We start from the raw sequence: 19,075 nt of genomic DNA on the forward strand, positions 1-19,075 counted from the left end.
GTGCATGACCAGGGGGCCGGGACGTTCTGACTGTTGCAGGGTCGGAGTGACCTACGGGTACAGGGAGTGCCTGCGCAAGGGCCGGGTCAGGGCAGGTAAAAGCTGCGTCGCAGGTTCGTCGGCCAATCATGGCTCGGCGGACTTGCGCTGAGCTTCCCCACCCGCAAAAAGCTTGATCCAGCGCGCCCTTCACGGCCTTTTTATCGTCGACACTGCGCGTGTAAATATTACGGTGTTTCCTGACGACCGTATATCGACAAAGAAACCGTTTAAACAGTGGGACCTCTAGTCTCCTCACGTAGGCTTTTTCGCAAAATTTCTGCCGATATTTTTCCCCCGCGAATCGACCGATCTACGCTGGAATGGCCGGTTTACGGCACTTATGCCGGCTGAAATGTCACAATCGAACCGGTTGGGACGCCAGTTTCAATTGAAAAAGCTCATGCCGATTCGGCATAGGGTAGGCGTTTACGGCATTAGACGGCGCAACCTTGCATCGGAATAGTTGCGCCTTTTTTCGCCTGCCGAAGAGCCGTAAACACGCGATTCGGGGCACCTTATACGGAGGCAGATGCACAGACTTTTCCGCTGATCAGCGTTCCAGTTCCTGCATGTGCCTGAGTCAAACGCAAGTAAGGGTAAAGATAATGAAGAAGGCAAAAATCAGCCTCGCCTGGCAGATCCTCATCGGTCTGGTTCTGGGGATTGCACTGGGTGCGTTGCTCAACCACTTTAGCGCCGAGAAGGCCTGGTGGATCAGCAACGTCCTGCAACCGGCAGGCGATATCTTTATCCGTCTGATCAAGATGATCGTGATCCCGATCGTCATTTCGTCGCTGATCGTCGGCATCGCCGGCGTCGGCGACGCCAAAAAGCTCGGGCGTATCGGTCTCAAAACCATCATCTATTTCGAAATTGTCACCACCATCGCCATCGTTGTCGGCCTGGTGTTGGCCAACGTGTTCCATCCGGGCACCGGCATCGACATGAGCACCCTGGGCACGGTGGATATCTCCAAGTACCAGGCGACCGCCGCCGAAGTGCAGCATGAACATGCGTTCATCGAAACCATCCTCAACCTGATCCCGTCGAACATCTTCGCGGCCATGGCCCGCGGTGAAATGCTGCCGATCATCTTCTTCTCGGTGCTGTTCGGTCTCGGCCTGTCGAGCCTGCAGTCGGACCTGCGCGAGCCGCTGGTGAAGATGTTCCAGGGCGTCTCGGAAAGCATGTTCAAGGTCACCCACATGATCATGAACTATGCGCCGATCGGCGTGTTCGCACTGATCGCGGTGACCGTCGCCAACTTCGGCTTCGCGTCCCTGGTGCCGCTGGCCAAACTGGTGATTCTGGTTTACGTCGCCATCGCCTTCTTCGCCTTCGTGGTGCTGGGCCTGATCGCCAAACTGTTTGGCTTCTCGGTGCTCAAGCTGATGCGCATCTTCAAGGATGAGCTGGTGCTGGCCTACTCCACCGCTTCCTCGGAAACCGTGCTGCCACGGGTGATCGAGAAGATGGAAGCCTACGGTGCACCGAAAGCCATCTGCAGCTTCGTGGTGCCGACCGGTTACTCGTTCAACCTCGACGGCTCGACCCTGTATCAGTCGATCGCGGCAATTTTCATCGCACAGCTGTACGGCATCGACCTGTCGATCAGCCAGCAACTACTGCTGGTGCTGACCCTGATGGTCACCTCCAAAGGCATCGCCGGCGTACCGGGCGTGTCCTTCGTGGTGTTGTTGGCAACGTTGGGCAGCGTAGGTATTCCGTTGGAAGGTCTGGCGTTCATCGCCGGTGTCGACCGTGTCATGGACATGGCCCGTACCGCACTGAACGTGATTGGTAACGCCTTGGCGGTATTGGTGATCTCGCGTTGGGAAGGCATGTACGACGATGCCAAAGGCGAGCGCTACTGGAACTCCCTGCCGCACTGGCGCAGCAAGGAAAAATTGCCGGCTGGTGAAATCTCGAAAAATTAATGCAGACCCTGTGGGAGCTGGCTTGCCAGCGATGAGGGTGGCACATTCAAACTATTCGCTGAATGACACACTGCCATCGCGGGCAAGCCCGCTCCCACAATGATTGATGTAAGCCATACCAATAAACCCCGGAGCAATCCGGGGTTTGTCGTTTCTGGCCACCCCGCTATCATTCGCGGCATTCTTCGGGGGATTTGACTGATGCTTAATGGCCTGTGGCTTGGCTTCTTCATCGTGGCAGCCGTGTCGGCGCTGGCGCAGTGGCTGATCGGCGGCAACGCCGGGATCTTCGCAGCGATGGTGGAAAGCATCTTCGCCATGGCCAAGCTTTCGGTCGAAGTCATGGTGCTGCTGTTCGGCACCCTCACTCTCTGGCTGGGTTTTCTGCGCATCGCCGAGAAGGCCGGGATTGTCGAATGGCTGGCCAAAGTGCTCGGGCCGCTGTTTCTGCGGCTGATGCCGGAAGTCCCACGCGGCCACCCTGCCCTCGGCCTGATCACCCTGAACTTCGCCGCCAATGGTCTGGGCCTCGACAACGCCGCGACGCCCATCGGCCTGAAAGCCATGAAGGCGCTGCAGGAGCTCAATCCCAGCGCCACCATCGCCAGCAACGCGCAGATCCTGTTCCTGGTGCTCAACGCCTCCTCCCTGACCCTGCTGCCGGTGACGATCTTCATGTACCGCGCCCAGCAAGGCGCGCCCGACCCGACCCTGGTATTCCTGCCGATCCTGCTGGCGACCAGTTGCTCGACTATTGTCGGTTTCCTCTCGGTGGCGTTCATGCAGCGTCTGCGCATCTGGGACCCGGTGGTGCTGGCCTACCTGATTCCCGGCGCCCTCGCCCTTGGCGGTTTCATGGCCTTGCTCGGTACCCTGTCGGCCACCGCGCTGGCGGGATTGTCTTCGATCCTCGGCAACCTAACGTTGTTTGGCTTGATCATGCTGTTTTTGGTGATCGGCGCGCTGCGCAAGGTCAAGGTCTACGAAGCGTTTGTCGAAGGCGCGAAAGAAGGCTTCGACGTGGCAAAAAATCTGCTGCCGTATCTGGTGGCGATGCTTTGCGCGGTGGGTGTATTGCGCGCTTCAGGTGCGCTGGATTTCGGCCTCGACGGCATCCGTCATCTGGTCGAGTGGGCCGGTTGGGACACGCGCTTCGTCGATGCGCTGCCGACAGCGATGGTCAAACCGTTTTCCGGCAGTGCCGCACGGGCAATGCTCATTGAAACCATGCAAACGTCAGGCGTGGATAGCTTCCCGGCGCTGGTGGCGGCGACGCTGCAGGGCAGTACCGAAACGACGTTTTATGTGCTGGCGGTGTATTTCGGCGCGGTGGGGATTCAGCGCGCGCGGCATGCGGTGGGGTGTGCGTTGCTGGCGGAATTTGCCGGGGTGGTTGGCGCTATCGCTGTCTGCTACTGGTTCTTCGGCTAATCACAGATCCCATTGTAGGAGTGAGCCTGCTCGCGATAGCGGTGTATCAATCGCCATAATCGGTGACTGATAGACCGCTATCGCGAGCAGGCTCACTCCTACAGGAATTGTGGTGTGTCAGCGCGGTTGCGGGGCCAGTTTCTGGCCTTGTTCGACCGCCCAGGCCACGACTTTGGCAGTAAGCCGATCACTGGCCTGACCGAACCCGGCCACCACTGCGGGTACCTGCACAGCGCTCAACGGCTGGCGCTCTTCAAAGCGCCGACTGGCGAGAATCCGCTGGTCATAACCGCGCACCAGCAACGCATCGACGCGCACCACGACGCTGGCCTGGGCGCCCTGATACTCGGTCTGAAAGGCCTGCAAACTGCCGCCCAGTTCCAGATCCGCCTGAAAATTACTGTCATCGGTACTGAGCAACGTCACCCGGCCGTCACGCTGAAAACCGTCGAGCAGGCGGTTGCGCAGCAGCACTGGGGCTGGATCGCTCCAGCGCGAGCCCTTGTAGCTGCTGATCACGTCACCCTGTGGAATCACCGCGATGCTCGGCCGGTTCAGCGCTTCGCTGGCCTGCAATTTGTTCAGCCGCAACGACCACGACTGCGTCAGCGCATTGGCCGAGGCGGGGGCCGGTGCGGCGGGCAGGCGATAGACGTCCGAGGGTTCTGCCTGCGGCAGAATCGAGCATGCGCCGAGCAGGGTCAGACCTGCGAAGAGGAGGGCGATTCGGGTCAGTTTCATGGGGTGAATTCCTTGTTCTTGTCGCTGCCCAGCAGGTAGCCGCTGGGGTTGGCCTCGAGGCGTTGGGAGATGGCGCGCAGCGAGGTCAGCGTCTCGCGCAGTTCGCGGATCGCCGGCGCCAGGCCATTGAGACCCTGCATGCCGTTATCCAGCGAGTTCTGGTTTTTGCTGAGCAGGCCATTGATCGTCACGCTGCTTTGCTCCAGGGACTTCATCGCCTGCTCGGCGCTGCCCAGGGCCTGCTTGCCCTGATCGTTGAGCAAGCCGTTGGCGTTGCGCATCAGCAGCGAGGTCTGTTCGAGCATGCTGCCGGCCTGTTTGCCGACGCTCGCCAGTTGCTGCATGGCCTGCTTGATGTCGCCACGCTGGTCGTTGATGGTGCCGGTGGTCTGTTCGAGATGGGCGAGGGTCTTGCTCACACGCTCGACGTTCTCGGCGGAGAACATGTGATTGGCGTTTTGCAGCAACGCGCTGATGCCGGTCATCAAATCGCTGCTGTCATTGAGCAGGCGCGAGATAGGCGAGGGCGAAGCGATGAGGGTCGGCAATTGACCGTCATGCCCGCGCAGTTTCGGGCTCTCGGGCGTGCCGCCGCTGAGCTGGATGATCGAGGTGCCGGTGATCCCGGTCAGCGCCAGTTTGGCCTGGGTGTCTTCCTTCACCGGCGTGTCGCCCGCCAGACGAATCCGCGCCAGCACCCGGCGCGGGTCTTGCGGGTCGAGGCGCAGGCTGACTACGTCGCCGACCTTGATCCCGCTGTACTGCACCGAGCTGCCCTTGGACAGACCACTGACCGCCTCGTTGAACACCACTTCGTAATCCTTGAACTCGGTGTCGACGCTGGACTTGGCCAGGAACAGACCGAAGAGCAGGGCGCCTGCCACCACGATCACCGTGAACAGGCCGATCAACACATGATGGGCTCGGGTTTCCATGTCAGACCTCGTTGAGCAGTTTGGCGGCGTCCAGCGCCGAGCGGCCACGTGGGCCGTGAAAGTATTCGTGAATCCACGCGTCGTCGGTTTCCGAGACTTCGTCGATCGGTCCGGCAACCAGCACTTTCTTTTGCGCCAGCACCGCCACGCGGTCGGTAATGGTGTAGAGCGTGTCGAGGTCGTGGGTCACCAGAAACACGCTGAGGCCGAGCGCATCGCGCAGGGTCAGGATCAACTGATCGAAAGCCGCCGCGCCAATCGGGTCGAGGCCGGCGGTGGGTTCGTCGAGAAACAGAATGTCCGGATCCAGTGCCAAAGCGCGGGCCAGCGCCGCGCGTTTGATCATGCCGCCGGACAGCGACGCCGGATATTTGTCTGCCGCCGACAACGGCAGCCCGGCCAGCGCCAGCTTCACCGCTGCAAGATGCTCGGCGTCGTGGCGGCTGAGGCCGGCGTGTTCGATGAGGGGCAGGGCGACGTTTTCGGTAACGGTGAGCGAGGAAAACAGCGCGCCTTTCTGAAACAGCACGCCAAAGCGCCGTTCAATCAACGAACGTTCATGTTCGGCCAGATTCGGCAGGTTCTGCCCGAACACTTTGACGACACCTTCGCTGGGCCGGTTGAGCCCGACAATGCTGCGCAGCAGCACCGATTTGCCGGTGCCGGACCCGCCAACCACGGCGAGGATTTCGCCTTTGTACACATCCAGATCAAGGTTCTCGTGCACGCTCTGGCTGCCAAAGCGATTGCACAGGCCACGCACTTCAATCACCGCCCCGGAGGGCGCGCGGGGTAGACGACTCACCAGCCCATCTCCATGAAAAACAGCGCAGCCACCGCGTCGAGCACGATCACCACGAAAATCGACTGAACCACACTGGAAGTGGTGTGCGCACCGACCGATTCGGCGCTGCCGCTGACCTTGAAGCCTTCCAGACAACCGATCGCGGCGATCAGGAAAGCGAAGATCGGCGCCTTCACCATGCCGACCAGAAAGTGCTGCACACCGATGTCCGATTGCAGCAGCGAGAGGAACATGGCTGGCGAGATATCCAGCGACACCGCGCACACCACACCGCCACCAATGATCCCCGAAAGCATTGCCAGAAAGGTCAGCATCGGCAGCGCTACGAGCATCGCCAAAACCCGCGGCACCACCAGCAGCTCCATCGGGTCGAGGCCGAGGGTGCGGATCGCGTCGATTTCTTCGTTGGCTTTCATCGAGCCGATCTGCGCGGTGAACGCACTGGCGGTGCGCCCGGCCATCAGGATTGCCGTCAGCAGCACGGCGAACTCGCGCAAGAACGAGAAGCCGACCAGGTCCACAGTGAAAATCGTCGCGCCAAAACCGGCCAGCACCGTAGCGCCGAGAAACGCCACCACGGCGCCCACCAGAAACGTCAGCAAGGCCACGATCGGCGCGGCGTCGAGGCCGGTCTGTTCGATGTGCGCGATCATCGGCGTGATGCGCCAGCGCTTGGGGCGCAGCAGCCCGCGCGCCAGGGTTTCGAGGATCAGGCCGACGAAGCCGAGCAGTTGCAGGGTGTCTTGCCACACGGTGTCGACGGCGCGGCCGATGCGCGTGAGCAGTTGCACGCTGACGCTGACTTCCGGTTCCTTGAGCGGCACGCAGAAATCGCTCAGCGAGCAATACACCGTCTGCAGCAAGGCACGATCAGCCGCAGCCAGGGTGCAATCGGGGTGTTCCGCGGATTTGCCGAGGCGTTCGGCGCCGAGCAATTCCACCAGCAACGACGCGCCAGCGGTGTCGAGCGCGCCAAGGTCGTTGAGATCGATCGGGGTATTGGCGTCGTACTGGCCGTGGAGCTTTTCGCTCAGGTGCTTGAGCGCCGTGTAATGGGCGAGCGTCCAGTCGCCGCTGACCCGCAAGCGGGCAGGGCTGAGCGAGGTGTCCAGGCGGGCACTGCCGGGCGTTGGGCTGCTGATCATAAGCTCCGTGCTTGTACGGCTGTTACAAGAGCCTACGTAATAGCACGAACCGGATTACTTTTCTTTGGCCGGTGTGCTGTCGGTGATGGCGAAACGCAGCACACCGATCAGTTGACCGTCTTCGGTCAGCACCCGCACCTGCCACTTGCCTGCCGGGTTGCCGGGGAAGTTTTGCTTGTGCGTCCACGCCCGGTAACCTTCCTTGCGCCCGCCGTGGATATCGAGAGCGATGCGGTCGACCTCTTTGCCGTTGAACTGCCAGACGTGGTAGATCCGCTCATCGAGGCCGCGCGGCGCGTTGATCGCGGTGTAGGCGTAGAGCCCGTCGGCGCGGATCTGCTCGGCGCTGACCGTGTCGAGGCTGGCGCCCGGGGTGCGATCCTGCAAGGTGGTGCTGATCGCCACATCGGTCATCCACAGCGTCGCCGGCGGCACCCACGAGCGCAGCACCCAGCCAACACCCCCAATGCCCACGGTGATGCACAGAATGGCCAAGGCGTTGCGCAACGTACGGATCGGGAAGATCGACGCCAGGCTCGGAAACGACAACAACACGGAAATGCCCAGCGCCCATTTGAAACTCTGCGCGGTGGTCAGGTGCATGATCACCGGTAACGCGGTGAGCAGGGCGGCGAACAGGGTCAGGGTGTGCAACGCCAGAAACGCCCAGCGCCGTGGCGCCAGCCATTTGTAATACAGCGGGTCGACGATGGAGATCAGGGCGGCGACGCTGAGCAGGCCGGTGAAAAACAACTGGCCGCTGTTCCAAGTGGTGGTGATGAAGAAAAACGGCAGGACGAAAAACAGGCTTTCCTGATGGATCATCTGCGTCGCGTAGCGCAGCAGCGGCTGGGGAATCTCGCGTTTGAAGATCCGTGTGAACAGGCCGGTCAGGGTGTTTTCCAGCATCAGCCAGATCCAGCTCAACAGCATGATCACCGTGATCCAGCTCGCCAGCCCCTGCTGGCGATCGACCAGCATGAAACTGCCGACCCCGGAGATGAAACCACCCAGCGCAATGACCCCGGGGTAGCGCTTCATCAGTTCGAGGAGGCGCTGGATCAGGAGGGGAATTTTCGACATGGGGACGGTTCACGACAGAGTGGGGAAATACTTCGACAGAGTAGCGTCAGCCGGGCGATGTGGCGAGTTTGGGCTCACTTAAATCGACGCATACCTCTGTAGGCCTTCGCCTGCTCGCGATAGCCATATCAGCCAACATCAATGTTGAATGTAATTCCGCTATCGCGAGCAGGCTCACTCCTACAGGGGGATTAGTGTTCGGCGGTTTTTCGGCGGTTACTCACACGCCAGCCAATCACGATCAGCAACACCACACCCAACCCACCGGCACTTATCCACAGCACCTGATCGTCACCGATCAACGGTTTCTCGATGCGCAAATAGCCCGGCTGCAACAACAACTCGCGCATGGCCTTGTTCGCCGCTTCCAGCGTCACGCCTTGCAGTTCGCGGGCAGGATTGGCGAAGCGGCCGTCCTGGTAATCGGCCAGGGCGCTCCAGTAATAGTCGGCCAACGCGCTGTTGCCCTGCACGGCCCAGGCCTGATGGGCGATGGAGGCCTGTTTGATGCGGGCGAAGGTCTTAGGGTCGAGGCCGTTCTTCAGCAGATCGGCCTTGAGGTCTTCGAGCACCTGAATTGCTTCGTCGACGTCGTCGCGATCCAGATCGGCGTTGAGACTCATGAAACCGACGCCGCCGAACACTTCGCGCTCGGCCCACGGCCCGTAGGACAAACCGTGATTGAGGCGGATCTGCCGGTACAGCGCCCAGTCGAGGTAATCCTTGAGGATGTCGAAGGTCTGGTCGTACTGATCGTCGAGCACCGGCTCCGGCACCAGCCAGTGCAGCTTGGCGTTGTCGCCGATAAAACCGCGGGTGAGGGTGCGCTCATGGGCGGCGCTGGCGCGAATGTCCGGCAGTGGCCGATGCTCGCTCGGGTCGACCGCTTCGAGCGCGCCCCAGGTGCGCTCGAGATAGGCCGGCAACAGCTTGTCGAGTTCGCCGACGACGATCAGTGTCATGTTGTTTGGCGCATACCAGGCTTTGCGGACCTGCTCCAGTTGCGCCTGGGTCAGGTGCTCGACCTCGGCGCGTTGCGGGCATTTCAGACCCAGCTCGACAGCCAGTTGATTGCTGGCGGAGTGCCCCAGATCCTGGCGATCGAGAAACCGCCGCAGTTTGGTGTAATGGCCACCGTCCTCGCGTTCAACCACGCGCTTGGCGGCGTTGATCGCGTTGTCGTCGATGCGCGTCTGGGTCAGCAGATCGAGCAACAGGTCGAGTACCTTGCGCTGGTTTTTCGCCGGCGCTTCGATGACGAACGTGGTGTCGGCATTGCTGGTGAACGCATTCCAGTCACCGCCCAGCGCCTGCATGCGTTCTTCCAGTCCGCCTTCGCCGGTGGCGTCGATGCCGCTGAACAGCAGATGCTCAAGCAAGTGCGGCAGCTCTTTTTCATCACAGTCGAAATCGTCGAGACCGACGCCGACCACCAGCCGGATCGCCACATGGCCGCGCTCGGTGCCGGGTTTGAGCAGCAACTGCAAACCGTTGGGCAGCGCATAGCCTTCGACCTGAAACCGATCCAGGGCAAGGGCGGGCAGGGAACCGAGCAACAGACAGACGAACAACAGGCAACGCATAACAGGCTTCCATACGGCTGATGTGGAGATCCGTGTCGTGGTCAGCCGCCTTCGCGGGCTGACTGACTCTACATTTGGAATGCGATCCCTTGTAGGAGTGAGCCTGCTCGCGATAGCGGTCTCAAGGCTGAACCACTGTAACTGACTGACCCCAGCCCCAGTCGTTCAAGGCGAATGCGTAATGTCCGTCATATCGTCCACCGCCAACGCGCCGGTATCCGCCGTTTCCAGCACCACATAGGCGCTGCCGCAAAACAGCGAATTCAAGCGTTTCATGTCGGCGATCAGCTCAAGGTGCAGCGAACTGGTTTCGATACTCTGCACGATCTTGCGTTGCAAACGGCTGACATGCGCATGAGCCAGACGCCGCTCCTGTGCGCGAAAGCGGCGTTTCTCGCGCAACAACTGGCGGGCGCTTTCGCGATCGCCGCTGAGAAACACCGACAGCCCCAGGCGCAGGTTGGCGATCAATTGCTGGTGCAACCCGGCCAGATCCTCCAGGCCTTCTTCGGAGAACGAGCGGCGCTGCGAGGTTTTCTGCTGCTGGATCTTGCGCAGCATGCGTTCGATCAGGTCGGCAGCGAGCTTGAGGTTGATCGCCAGTTCGATGATCTCGGCCCAACGTCGACTGTCGCGCTCGCCAAGGTCCTCGCGGGGCATTTGCGCCAGATACAACTTGATGGCGCTGTACAGCGACTCGATGTCATCGGCGATCCGGCGCATTTCCTGGGTCACCGCCGTTTGCTTGCCGCGCAACACATCGAGGGTAGCATCAAGCATGTTGTCGAGCAGGTCGCCGATGCGCAGGGTTTCTCGCGCAGCATTGGCCAGCGCCAGGCTCGGCGTGACCAGCGCCGTCGGGTCGAGGTGTCGCGGTTTGGCGGTGCCGTTAACTTCCGGCCGCTCCGGCAGCAGCCAGGCACACAGCCGCGCCATCGGCCCGACGCTCGGCAACAGAATCAGGCAGCGCGCGGTGTTGTAGAGCAGGTGGAAGCCGATGACCATTTCCTGCGGGCTGAAATCGAGGCTGTCGATCCAATGCACCAGCGGATCGAGTACCGGAATGATCAGCAGCAGGCCGATCAGTTTGTACAACAGGCTGCCCAGCGCCACTTGTCGGCCAGCAGCGTTCTGCATGCTGGTGCTCATGAACGCGAGGATGCCGCTGCCGATGTTGGCGCCGATCACCAGACCGATCGCCACCGGCAGGCTGATCACACTGGCCCCGGCGAGGGTGGCGGTGAGCAGCACGGCGGCGAGGCTGGAGTAGGAAATCATCGCAAACAACGCGCCGACCAGGGCGTCGAGCAAAATGTCGCCGGTCAGCGAAGCGAAAATTACCTTTACCCCTTGGGCCTGTGTGATCGGTGCCGCCGCTTCGACAATCAGTTGCAGCGCGAGAATGATCAGCCCCAGACCTATCGACACCCGGCCCATCTGCCCGAGCCGCGTCTGTTTGCGCGACAGGAAGAAAATCACCCCGAGGAAAATCAGCAACGGCGACAGCCACGACAGGTCAAACGTCAGCACCCGCGCCATCAGCGCCGTACCGACATCGGCCCCCAGCATCGTTGCCAGCGCCGGCGTCAACGCCATCAGGCCCTGACCGACAAAAGAGGTCACCAGCATTGCCGTAGCGTTGCTGCTCTGCACCATCGCCGTGACCAGAATACCGGCGACGAACGCCAGCCATTTCTTCGACATGTTCTGGCCGATCACATGCCGCAGATTGGTCCCGTACACCCGCAGAATGCCGGTTCGGACGATGTGCGTGCCCCAGATCAGCAGGGCCACGGCAGAAAGAAGATTGAGCAGGGTGAGCATGCAGACCCCCTCTGATAGCAGCGCCCCAGAGGGGCAAGTGGACGGCACCGCGCGGTTTCTACGTTCTTGATACTTAAGCTGTAGTTGGCGAACGGTCTCGGCGCCAGCATTGCACAGCTAAAGCGCGGATTGAAACAAAAGTGTCATGAAAAACGGGTTTGTCGGTACCTTCTGAATACAGCACAAACAAATGTAGGAGTGAGCCTGCTCGCGATAGGGCCATCAGCTTCAACATCATCGTTGACTGACAGACCGCTATCGCGAGCAGGCTCACTCCTACAGATTTGACCGTGCAGGATCAGCTTGTGGCGACTTTTCATGCCCCGCTTCGATCCCGACCCACACTAATATCAATCAAATATTTTGCAGTCCTCGGATCTACCCTGTCACAGTTTGCGTAGCACTTGATCAAGAGCAGTAAGCTGTACTTTCCCGGTACGTACAAATCAATGCCTACAGGCTGATCAAAGAGTGTGGCCTGTAGCCGCTCACGCTTGGGAGCGGAGTCCACGCTGAACCAGTCATTGTCTTCCAAAGGCTCAATCTTCCACCCCCGCGATTTGAGGATATTTTGCGTAGCAATCAATCGATCCAGAGCTTCTGCAAACGGCAAGGTTTCTGTCATCGGCGACGTCGTCAGTGTCGAGACTTTCTGACTCGCATAAGTAACGGCACCGAACACGGTCAGGGGAAGTTTGAAACCATGAACAGGGTCGTCGAACTCAATGATCGTCGGGCTGCTGATCCATGTAGAGCCGGGACGAGGGGGATCCGTCGGGTCATTAGGATCACCAGGATAGATTGCCGTTTTGTCTTCAACCGAAAAGGTTGAGTCCTTGATCACCTGTTCGTAAGGTTTTCCGATATGAACGGATAAGGTTTTCGTACCCCAGCTGGAGTACATCAAGCCCCCTGCGACCAGAAGAGCGAAAAAAAACAATATCAAAAACCGTCGCTTCGATTGAGTCACTGACGCACTCCATTGCCATCAGCGATATCACTGATGGAGCTTTGCAACTGACTTTTTGTCGTCGGGTTTTTCAGCAAATTATTGAATTGAGCAGCCGCACGCAGAACGAATTTCATTCGTTGATCCTTGTCCGCCAAATTTGCGAACGGATTGCTGCTGAACGTGACGCTTCGGCTGTCGGGCGCTTTGCACTGACTCGCCAATGTAAGTTGTATGCCTTCTGGTACGCCCGAAAGCAAGCCAGTGACGACAGATACCAAGTCTGAAGCGTGGGTGCCGCGGATGAGAGAGGCGAAATGCACGTCGTCATACATGGCAGGTTGCAGAATATTGATCTGCTCGTGAGCGGCCATGGAGTTAACGCTGTCGGCGATATTTCCTGCATCAATGGCTGCAAACGTATCAAAAATCTCTTTATGGGCGACCCCGAAACGAACGGTTTTAGCGATTGGCCACATCACATCTTTGGCGATTTCCGGCCGACTTCGTAGGCATTTCTCCATTTCCTTGTATCCACGTACCATAAAAAAGCGGTGCAACGGATACACGTCCAGAAATAAGGCCGTGTTGCCCAACGCAAGCATTTCGTAAACGTAATCCAGTTGCTGTTGAACCAGCGATCTGGAACTGTCGCCTAAGGTGATGTCAGCAGTAGGAACCGGATTTTCTGACGTGGTCTTATCAACTTCGGCCTGAACCTTGGGATCAGTACGGCTGAACTTGAATCCAAAACCCTCGTATAGCGTCTCCGCTGGCGCTTCACGCAACTTTCGATGAGCCTCTTTTTCAGCGGCAATGCCCTTTTGCAACTTTGCAGCATGCAAAAGCCCACACCCCACCTGCTTCGAAGCAAACGCCGCCAACCCCGCCCACTGAAAACGATTATCCGCCAGCCACAACTGCGCATACGCGGCGTTGATCTTGCGGTTGCGGGCCTGGGGGTCGGCGATCAGGACCCCGCCGGGGGCGACCCATTCTTCGGCTTCTTTCTGGAAGCGCCGCCACAGGCAATTGCAGGTCAGCAGCGGGACTTCGACGCGGGTTTTCGGGTTGGGGCCGGTGGTGCTGGTCTCGCGTTTGCAGGTGGGCAGCTCGCAGGTGCTGTCCCAGAGTTTTTTCATGTCCAGGTCGTCTGGCGCGATGCATTGTGCGGTCATCGTTTCGTCCTTGAAGGTCAGGCGATCCAGCGTACAACGGCGAGATCGGGCTGCAGGGTCGCGACGCTCTGGGTCATGCCCTGCGCATTGGTCAGGCCTTTGACGATGCGGCCTTCGGCGGTTTCGATTTCGTAGCCTTGTTCGGCGATGGGTTCGCCGTTACCAGCGCTGACGGCTTTGAATTCGACCAGGGGCTGACCGATGATCGGCAACGGCGGCACGAACGGCGCAGGGGTGTGCGAGCTGCCGATGATCACGTTACCGGAGCCACCCACCACGACGCCGCCATGGCTGGCGGTGCTGTCGAGGGTCATGGCGTTCTTGCCGTTAATGAACACTGTCGACGAAAAGGCGCCGCTTAGCGCTTGGCCGCAGGTGCATTTGTCGCCGAGGCGGGCAGCGGCGAGGCCGTTGAAGAAGACGTCGCCGGAACCGCTGGCAATCGGGTTGGTGCCGTGGCCGGGAATCGGGCAAGTGGTCGGGTCCGTGACGCGCGCGGCGGGTTTTCCAGACATGAACGTTCCTTGTATGTCGTTGAGCCGAGCGGGGGAAGCTAACGGCCAGAGCCTTGAGCGTCAACCGTTGTGCCCGGTAGCAACGGCGTTCCTGGCTGCACAGGACAAACGTGGGAGCACCACAATCGAATGGCTGAACCCAGAAACAAATGTAGGAGTGAGCCTGCTCGCGATAGGGCCGTCAGCTTCAACATCATCGTTGACTGACAGACCGCTATCGCGAGCAGGCTCACTCCTACAAGGCGTGAAGCTATGCAGTGTTCTAGCGCAGTTTCACTGGATCCTGCTGTTTCTTCTTGCGAGCGATCGCGCCGCGCATCTTGATGTTGATCGCTTCGACCGCCAGCGAGAACGCCATGGCGAAGTAGACGTAGCCTTTCGGTACATGCACGTCGAACGATTCAGCGATCAGCACGGTACCGACCACCAGCAGGAATGACAGCGCGAGCATCTTCAGCGACGGGTGCTTGTCGATGAATTCGCTGATCTTGCCCGAGGCCAGCATCATCACCAGCACCGCCACGATGATCGCCGCGACCATGACCGGTACATGGGAAACCATACCGACGGCGGTGATCACCGAATCCAGCGAGAAGACGATGTCGATGATCGCAATCTGGATGATGGTGTAGAGGAAATTGCCGCCCTTGCCCGAAGGCGCGTCGTCGCTGTCTTCTTCGCCTTCCAGCGCGTGGTACATCTCTTGGGAGCTTTTCCACAACAGGAACAGGCCACCGAAGAACAGGATCAGGTCGCGGCCGGAAATGCCTTGGCCGAATACTTCGAACAGATCGGCGGTGAGGCGCATGACCCAGGTGATCGACAGCAGCAACAGGATCCGCGTGATCATCGCCAGAGCCAGACCGAAGATTCGGGTACGCTGCTGCATGTGCTTGGGCATGCGGCTGACCAGAATCGAGATCATGATGATGTTATCGATGCCGAGGACGATTTCCAGGGCGGTCAGGGTGAAGAAGGCAACCCAGATTTCGGGGTTGGTCAGCCATTCCATGTGTATTCCTTTGAGCAATTGTTAAACCGAAAAAGGTCCGGGCTTCAAACCGCGAAGCCAGGACCCGAATCGGTGAGTCTTGGGCTTATAGAGTGCTGAACACCGGGAAAGTCCCCAACAGCAGCGCAGCAATCAGAATGCAGATACACACCAGGATCGCCCATTTCAAGGTGAAACGCTGGTGATCACCGAAATCGATACCCGCCAGCGCCACCAACAGATAGGTCGACGGTACCAACGGGCTCAGCAAGTGGACGGGCTGGCCGACGATCGAGGCACGGGCCATTTCCACTGCAGTGATTCCATAGTGACTGGCCGCGTCGGCCAACACCGGCAACACGCCATAGTAGAACGCGTCGTTGGACATGAAGAAGGTGAACGGCATGCTCACCAGCGCCGTGATGACCGCCAGGTACGGGCCGAGGAACTCCGGAATCACCGCCAACAGGCTCTTCGACATCGCATCGACCATGCCCGTGCCGGACAGGATACCGGTGAAGATACCGGCCGCAAAGATCAGACCGACCACTGCCAGCACGCTGCCGGAATGCGCGGCGACGCGATCCTTCTGCATCTGCAGGCACGGGTAGTTGACGATCATCGCGATACTGAACGCCACCATGAACAGCACCGGCAACGGCAGCAGGCCGCCGATCAGCGTGCACATCAGGCCGAAAGTCAGCGCGGCGTTGAACCAGATCAGTTTCGGCCGGCGCGCATCGGGGAATTGCGAGACGCTGATTTCGCTGTGATCGATCTCGTCGCCAACCAGATGCAGCTCACCAAGGCGCGCACGCTCACGCTTGCCGTAAAAATAGGCAATCAGCAGGATCGCCACTACACCGGCAGCCATCGCCGGAATCATCGGCACGAAAATATCCGACGGATCGACATGCAGCGCACTCGCGGCGCGGGCAGTCGGGCCGCCCCATGGGGTCATGTTCATCACGCCACCGGCGAGAATGATCAGACCGGCCATGATCCGCGGGCTCATGCCGATGCGGCTGTACAGCGGCAGCATGGCGGCCACGCAGATCATATAAGTGGTCGCGCCGTCACCATCGAGGGAAACGACGAGCGCCAGTACGGCGGTGCCGACCGAAACTTTCAGCGGGTCGCCCTTGACCAGTTTGAGGATCTTGCGCACGGCCGGGTCGAACAGGCCGGAGTCGATCATCAGGGCGAAATACAAAATGGCAAACATCAGCATCACGCCGGTCGGCGCCAGCTTGGTGATGCCTTCGAGCATCATCGGGCCGATCTTCGGCGCAAAACCGCCGAACAGGGCGAACAGGATCGGGATGATGATCAGCGCGATCAGCGCAGACAGGCGCTTGGTCATGATCAGGAACATGAACGTGATGACCATGGCAAAGCCAAGGAAAGTCAGCATGGGAAATACTCCAGGCGTAGCGCGGCGAGTTGGGTGAGCGGATCAGGCGCGATCAGCGCAGAACGGCAAACGCGAAACGTACGGGCGGAGTGACAGCGAAGAGGCGGGTTGCAGAAGACATCAGAATCACCAATTGTTGTTGTTAAATGGGCCGGGGCGAGCGGGTCATCGCAGGCGTTGGCCAACCGGTCTGTTGCCGGGAGTGGGGCGATCCTAATCGGGGAAGCTTTCAGCTACCTTTCGCTGGGCAAAGCTATGAATGAACGGTCATTCGCCCGCTGAAGTGGACTCTGAGCCAATAAACACGGGGGAAGGGCATTTGAAGCGCCGTTTCTCGCACAGCAGCGACTGCCACTGCCGACACATCCGCTGATGTTTTAGCTGCAATCGGTGCTGTTCAAAAAACCGACAAATCCAACGGCCGCATCGCGCCCATCCAGATCGCATGGTCGCTGTGGTCGAGCAAATCATTGCCGGTATCGGGGTGCAGAAACACCACCAGGCCGTGGCGGTTGAGCGCCAGCCACGGCAGGACATCGCCGAGCAATTCCGGGCCGAAGGCCAACTGGCAGCTCCAGTCCGGGTGCGGGCCCACCGGGCGCTCGTGGACGCGGCCCATTTTCAAGGCAAACGTCTGCGCGGCTTCTTCGCACAAGGCGCGCGCCTGGTCGATGGTATCGGCGTCGAAATAGACGTGGGCGTGATAACCCTTGATCGCGTGCATCGCAAATCCTCTGATCGGTTCGAACCCTCGGGGTTTTCCACCGTCACAGGCCATATGGGCCCAGAACAAGGAAAACAGCCATGAAGAATGCCGAAACCCCGGCGGTAAAAGTGGTGCTCTATGGTGCCATGAGTAGCCTGGGCAGCGCGTTGATGGCTGAACTGCTGCGGCGCCAGCACGAAGTGATTGCCATTCTCGACGATCTCACCGCACTGGCGCCACGCCCGGGTTTGCGCACCAAAACCGGTGATCTGTTCGACCCGGAGCGGGTCAATCAGAGCGTGGCCGGCAGCACCGCGGTCATCTGTCTACTGGATGCGCCGGGGTTGCCGTTCAGCAGCGATCACGTCGAGCGCTCGGTGGTACTCGGCCCGGTCGAGCAAGTGCTGGCGGTGGATGCGCTGATCGATGGCTTGCAACTGGCCAGTGTTGAGCGGTTGTTTCTGGTGGGTGACTTTGCCGTGCTCGACGAGGCAGACGTCGACGATCGCCTGCAACGCCACGCTGCGGAAGAAATTCGCGAGGCGCTGCAAAGCAGTTCGCTGCATTGGACACTGGTCAACGCGCCCCACGGGGTAGCGGGGCTGACCATTGAGCATTTCAGTCAGGTTGGCGGCAATCTCGAGCCGGGCCTGGCCGAGCCGCTGGAGCGCTTGAATCGCGTGGCGGTGGGGATTGCCGACGAGTTAAGGCTGAATCTGCATATCCGCGAGCATGTGAATTTTGTCGCAGCGTCGGACTAGCGCTTCAGATGGCAATCGAAGGCAGTGCCAGTCCGTTGAACGAGGCAGCGCTGCTGGCCTGCTCAGCCATCAGCCAATCGACAAATAACTGAATCAACGCACTTCGGCGTTTGCGTGGCGGCAGCACCACGTAATAACCAAGGCGTGACAGGGTGGTTTCGGCGAGCGGTCGACACAGCAAACCTTGCGTCAGCAAGTTATCCACAAGGTGGCGCCAGCCGATCGCCACGCCTTGGCCACCGATCGCTGCCTGAATCAGCAGCGTGTAATTGTCGAAACGCAATTGTCCCGGCGCCGGCGCGGTGGCCAGGCCCAGCTCGCGAAACAGGCCACTCCAGTCAAACCAGTTGCTGCTGTTCTCGCCACGCAAGTGCAGCAGCGGAAACTCCAGCAATGCCGGCGCGGGCAACGGTAGCGGGCGCCCCTTGAGCAACAGCGGGCTGCACACCGGAAACACTTCTTCGCTGAACAGCCAATGGCTTTCGCCCTGCTTGAAACGCCCGTCACCAAACAGAACCGCCACGTCGATGTCGGTGCGCAGCATGTTGTGGTTGCGCTCGCTGGTCACCAGGCTGACATCGATCTGTGGGTTGGCTTCGTGGAAACGATGCAGGCGTGGCATCAGCCAATACGCGGCGAAGGCGAAGTCCGTGGCGACTTGCAGCACCTCGTGTTGCTGCTGCGTGCTGATCGCGCTCAACCCGGCATCGATGTTTTGCAAGCCAAGGCTGACCTGCTCGAACAGGATCACGCCGACCTCCGTCAGCTCGATGCCGCGATAGATGCGATCGAACAAGCGTGTGCCGAGCTGTTCCTCCAACCTTTTGATCTGCTGACTGATTGCCGGTTGCGTGGTGCCGAGCTCGACCGCCGCAGCGGTAAAGCTGCGATGTCGAGCAGCCGCCTCGAAGGCGCGCAACAGGTCAAGCGACAAGTCCCCGAGAGCTTCATACATAAGCTGTGCTTATCCTAGTCATTGTCTGGCGCAGGCTTTACCGAACAGAGCATGGACTCCATGCTCGATTGCAGCAATGT

The 19,075-nt window shown here is 59.9% G+C and carries 17 protein-coding genes; 3 read left to right on the top strand and 14 right to left on the bottom strand.

What is annotated here, in order from left to right:
• Window positions 1-647: 647 nt before the first annotated feature.
• Both gltP and BLU24_RS00860 read left to right on the top strand, forming a co-directional pair.
• Entirely contained in the window at window positions 648-1,979 is a 1,332-nt protein-coding gene (gene gltP / locus BLU24_RS00855) for a glutamate/aspartate:proton symporter GltP (RefSeq protein WP_090287919.1), read from the top strand.
• A 201-nt stretch (window positions 1,980-2,180) separates the two neighbouring features.
• Window positions 2,181-3,410 (top strand): nucleoside recognition domain-containing protein, encoded by a 1,230-nt coding sequence (locus BLU24_RS00860; protein WP_093096343.1) that lies wholly within the window; start codon window positions 2,181-2,183, stop codon window positions 3,408-3,410.
• Window positions 3,411-3,527: 117 nt separating this feature from the next.
• Here BLU24_RS00860 and BLU24_RS00865 read toward each other — a convergent pair whose 3' ends face one another.
• The 13 genes from BLU24_RS00865 to BLU24_RS00925 form a co-directional block, all read right to left on the bottom strand.
• The gene (locus BLU24_RS00865) at window positions 3,528-4,151 is read right to left on the bottom strand and encodes an ABC-type transport auxiliary lipoprotein family protein (protein WP_093096348.1); all 624 of its coding nucleotides are present in this window, start codon (window positions 4,149-4,151) and stop codon (window positions 3,528-3,530) included.
• Window positions 4,148-5,086, bottom strand: a complete 939-nt coding sequence (locus BLU24_RS00870; RefSeq protein ID WP_090287914.1) for an MlaD family protein — start codon at window positions 5,084-5,086, stop codon at window positions 4,148-4,150. The genes BLU24_RS00865 and BLU24_RS00870 overlap by 4 nt, the downstream gene beginning before the upstream one ends.
• A 1-nt stretch (window position 5,087) precedes the next feature.
• The gene (locus BLU24_RS00875; RefSeq protein ID WP_093096351.1) at window positions 5,088-5,891 is read right to left on the bottom strand and encodes an ABC transporter ATP-binding protein; all 804 of its coding nucleotides are present in this window, start codon (window positions 5,889-5,891) and stop codon (window positions 5,088-5,090) included.
• Window positions 5,888-7,036 carry an ABC transporter permease gene (locus BLU24_RS00880; RefSeq protein ID WP_093096355.1) on the bottom strand — a complete coding sequence of 383 codons (1,149 nt, stop codon included), beginning with the start codon at window positions 7,034-7,036 and terminating at the stop codon, window positions 5,888-5,890. The genes BLU24_RS00875 and BLU24_RS00880 overlap by 4 nt, the downstream gene beginning before the upstream one ends.
• Before the next feature lie 54 nt (window positions 7,037-7,090).
• Window positions 7,091-8,119, bottom strand: coding sequence for a DUF5924 family protein (locus BLU24_RS00885; protein ID WP_093096359.1), 1,029 nt, complete (start codon window positions 8,117-8,119; stop codon window positions 7,091-7,093).
• A gap of 191 nt (window positions 8,120-8,310) precedes the next feature.
• The gene (locus BLU24_RS00890; RefSeq protein ID WP_093096363.1) at window positions 8,311-9,702 is read right to left on the bottom strand and encodes a M16 family metallopeptidase; all 1,392 of its coding nucleotides are present in this window, start codon (window positions 9,700-9,702) and stop codon (window positions 8,311-8,313) included.
• 165 nt (window positions 9,703-9,867) lie between these two features.
• On the bottom strand, window positions 9,868-11,526 hold the full coding sequence (locus BLU24_RS00895; RefSeq protein WP_090287905.1) for a Na/Pi cotransporter family protein: 1,659 nt from the start codon (window positions 11,524-11,526) through the stop codon (window positions 9,868-9,870).
• A 316-nt stretch (window positions 11,527-11,842) separates the two neighbouring features.
• The gene (locus BLU24_RS00900; RefSeq protein ID WP_231990180.1) at window positions 11,843-12,496 is read right to left on the bottom strand and encodes a hypothetical protein; all 654 of its coding nucleotides are present in this window, start codon (window positions 12,494-12,496) and stop codon (window positions 11,843-11,845) included.
• Window positions 12,493-13,653 carry a DUF2515 family protein gene (locus tag BLU24_RS00905; RefSeq protein WP_093096368.1) on the bottom strand — a complete coding sequence of 387 codons (1,161 nt, stop codon included), beginning with the start codon at window positions 13,651-13,653 and terminating at the stop codon, window positions 12,493-12,495. Before BLU24_RS00905 ends, BLU24_RS00900 begins: the two co-directional genes overlap by 4 nt.
• Before the next feature lie 17 nt (window positions 13,654-13,670).
• Window positions 13,671-14,168, bottom strand: a complete 498-nt coding sequence (locus BLU24_RS00910; RefSeq protein WP_093096372.1) for a PAAR domain-containing protein — start codon at window positions 14,166-14,168, stop codon at window positions 13,671-13,673.
• Window positions 14,169-14,430: 262 nt separating this feature from the next.
• A complete protein-coding gene (locus BLU24_RS00915) occupies window positions 14,431-15,180 on the bottom strand; it encodes a TerC family protein (RefSeq protein WP_090287902.1) in 750 nt (249 codons plus the stop codon).
• An 85-nt stretch (window positions 15,181-15,265) separates the two neighbouring features.
• A complete protein-coding gene (locus tag BLU24_RS00920; protein ID WP_093096375.1) occupies window positions 15,266-16,573 on the bottom strand; it encodes a CitMHS family transporter in 1,308 nt (435 codons plus the stop codon).
• A gap of 397 nt (window positions 16,574-16,970) precedes the next feature.
• Complete coding sequence (locus BLU24_RS00925; RefSeq protein WP_093096378.1) at window positions 16,971-17,297, bottom strand: DOPA 4,5-dioxygenase family protein; 327 nt, start codon at window positions 17,295-17,297, stop codon at window positions 16,971-16,973.
• Window positions 17,298-17,377: 80 nt separating this feature from the next.
• On the opposite strand from BLU24_RS00925, the gene BLU24_RS00930 reads away from it, so the two are divergent.
• Window positions 17,378-18,040, top strand: coding sequence for an NAD(P)-dependent oxidoreductase (locus tag BLU24_RS00930; protein WP_093096382.1), 663 nt, complete (start codon window positions 17,378-17,380; stop codon window positions 18,038-18,040).
• A 4-nt stretch (window positions 18,041-18,044) separates the two neighbouring features.
• Here the strand turns inward: BLU24_RS00930 and BLU24_RS00935 are convergent, their stop codons facing one another.
• Window positions 18,045-18,995, bottom strand: a complete 951-nt coding sequence (locus BLU24_RS00935; protein WP_093096387.1) for a choline sulfate utilization transcriptional regulator — start codon at window positions 18,993-18,995, stop codon at window positions 18,045-18,047.
• Between the last annotated feature and the right edge of the window lie 80 nt (window positions 18,996-19,075).

The sequence above is a fragment of the Pseudomonas sp. Z003-0.4C(8344-21) genome (assembly GCF_900104975.1).
GTDB lineage: Bacteria > Pseudomonadota > Gammaproteobacteria > Pseudomonadales > Pseudomonadaceae > Aquipseudomonas > Aquipseudomonas granadensis.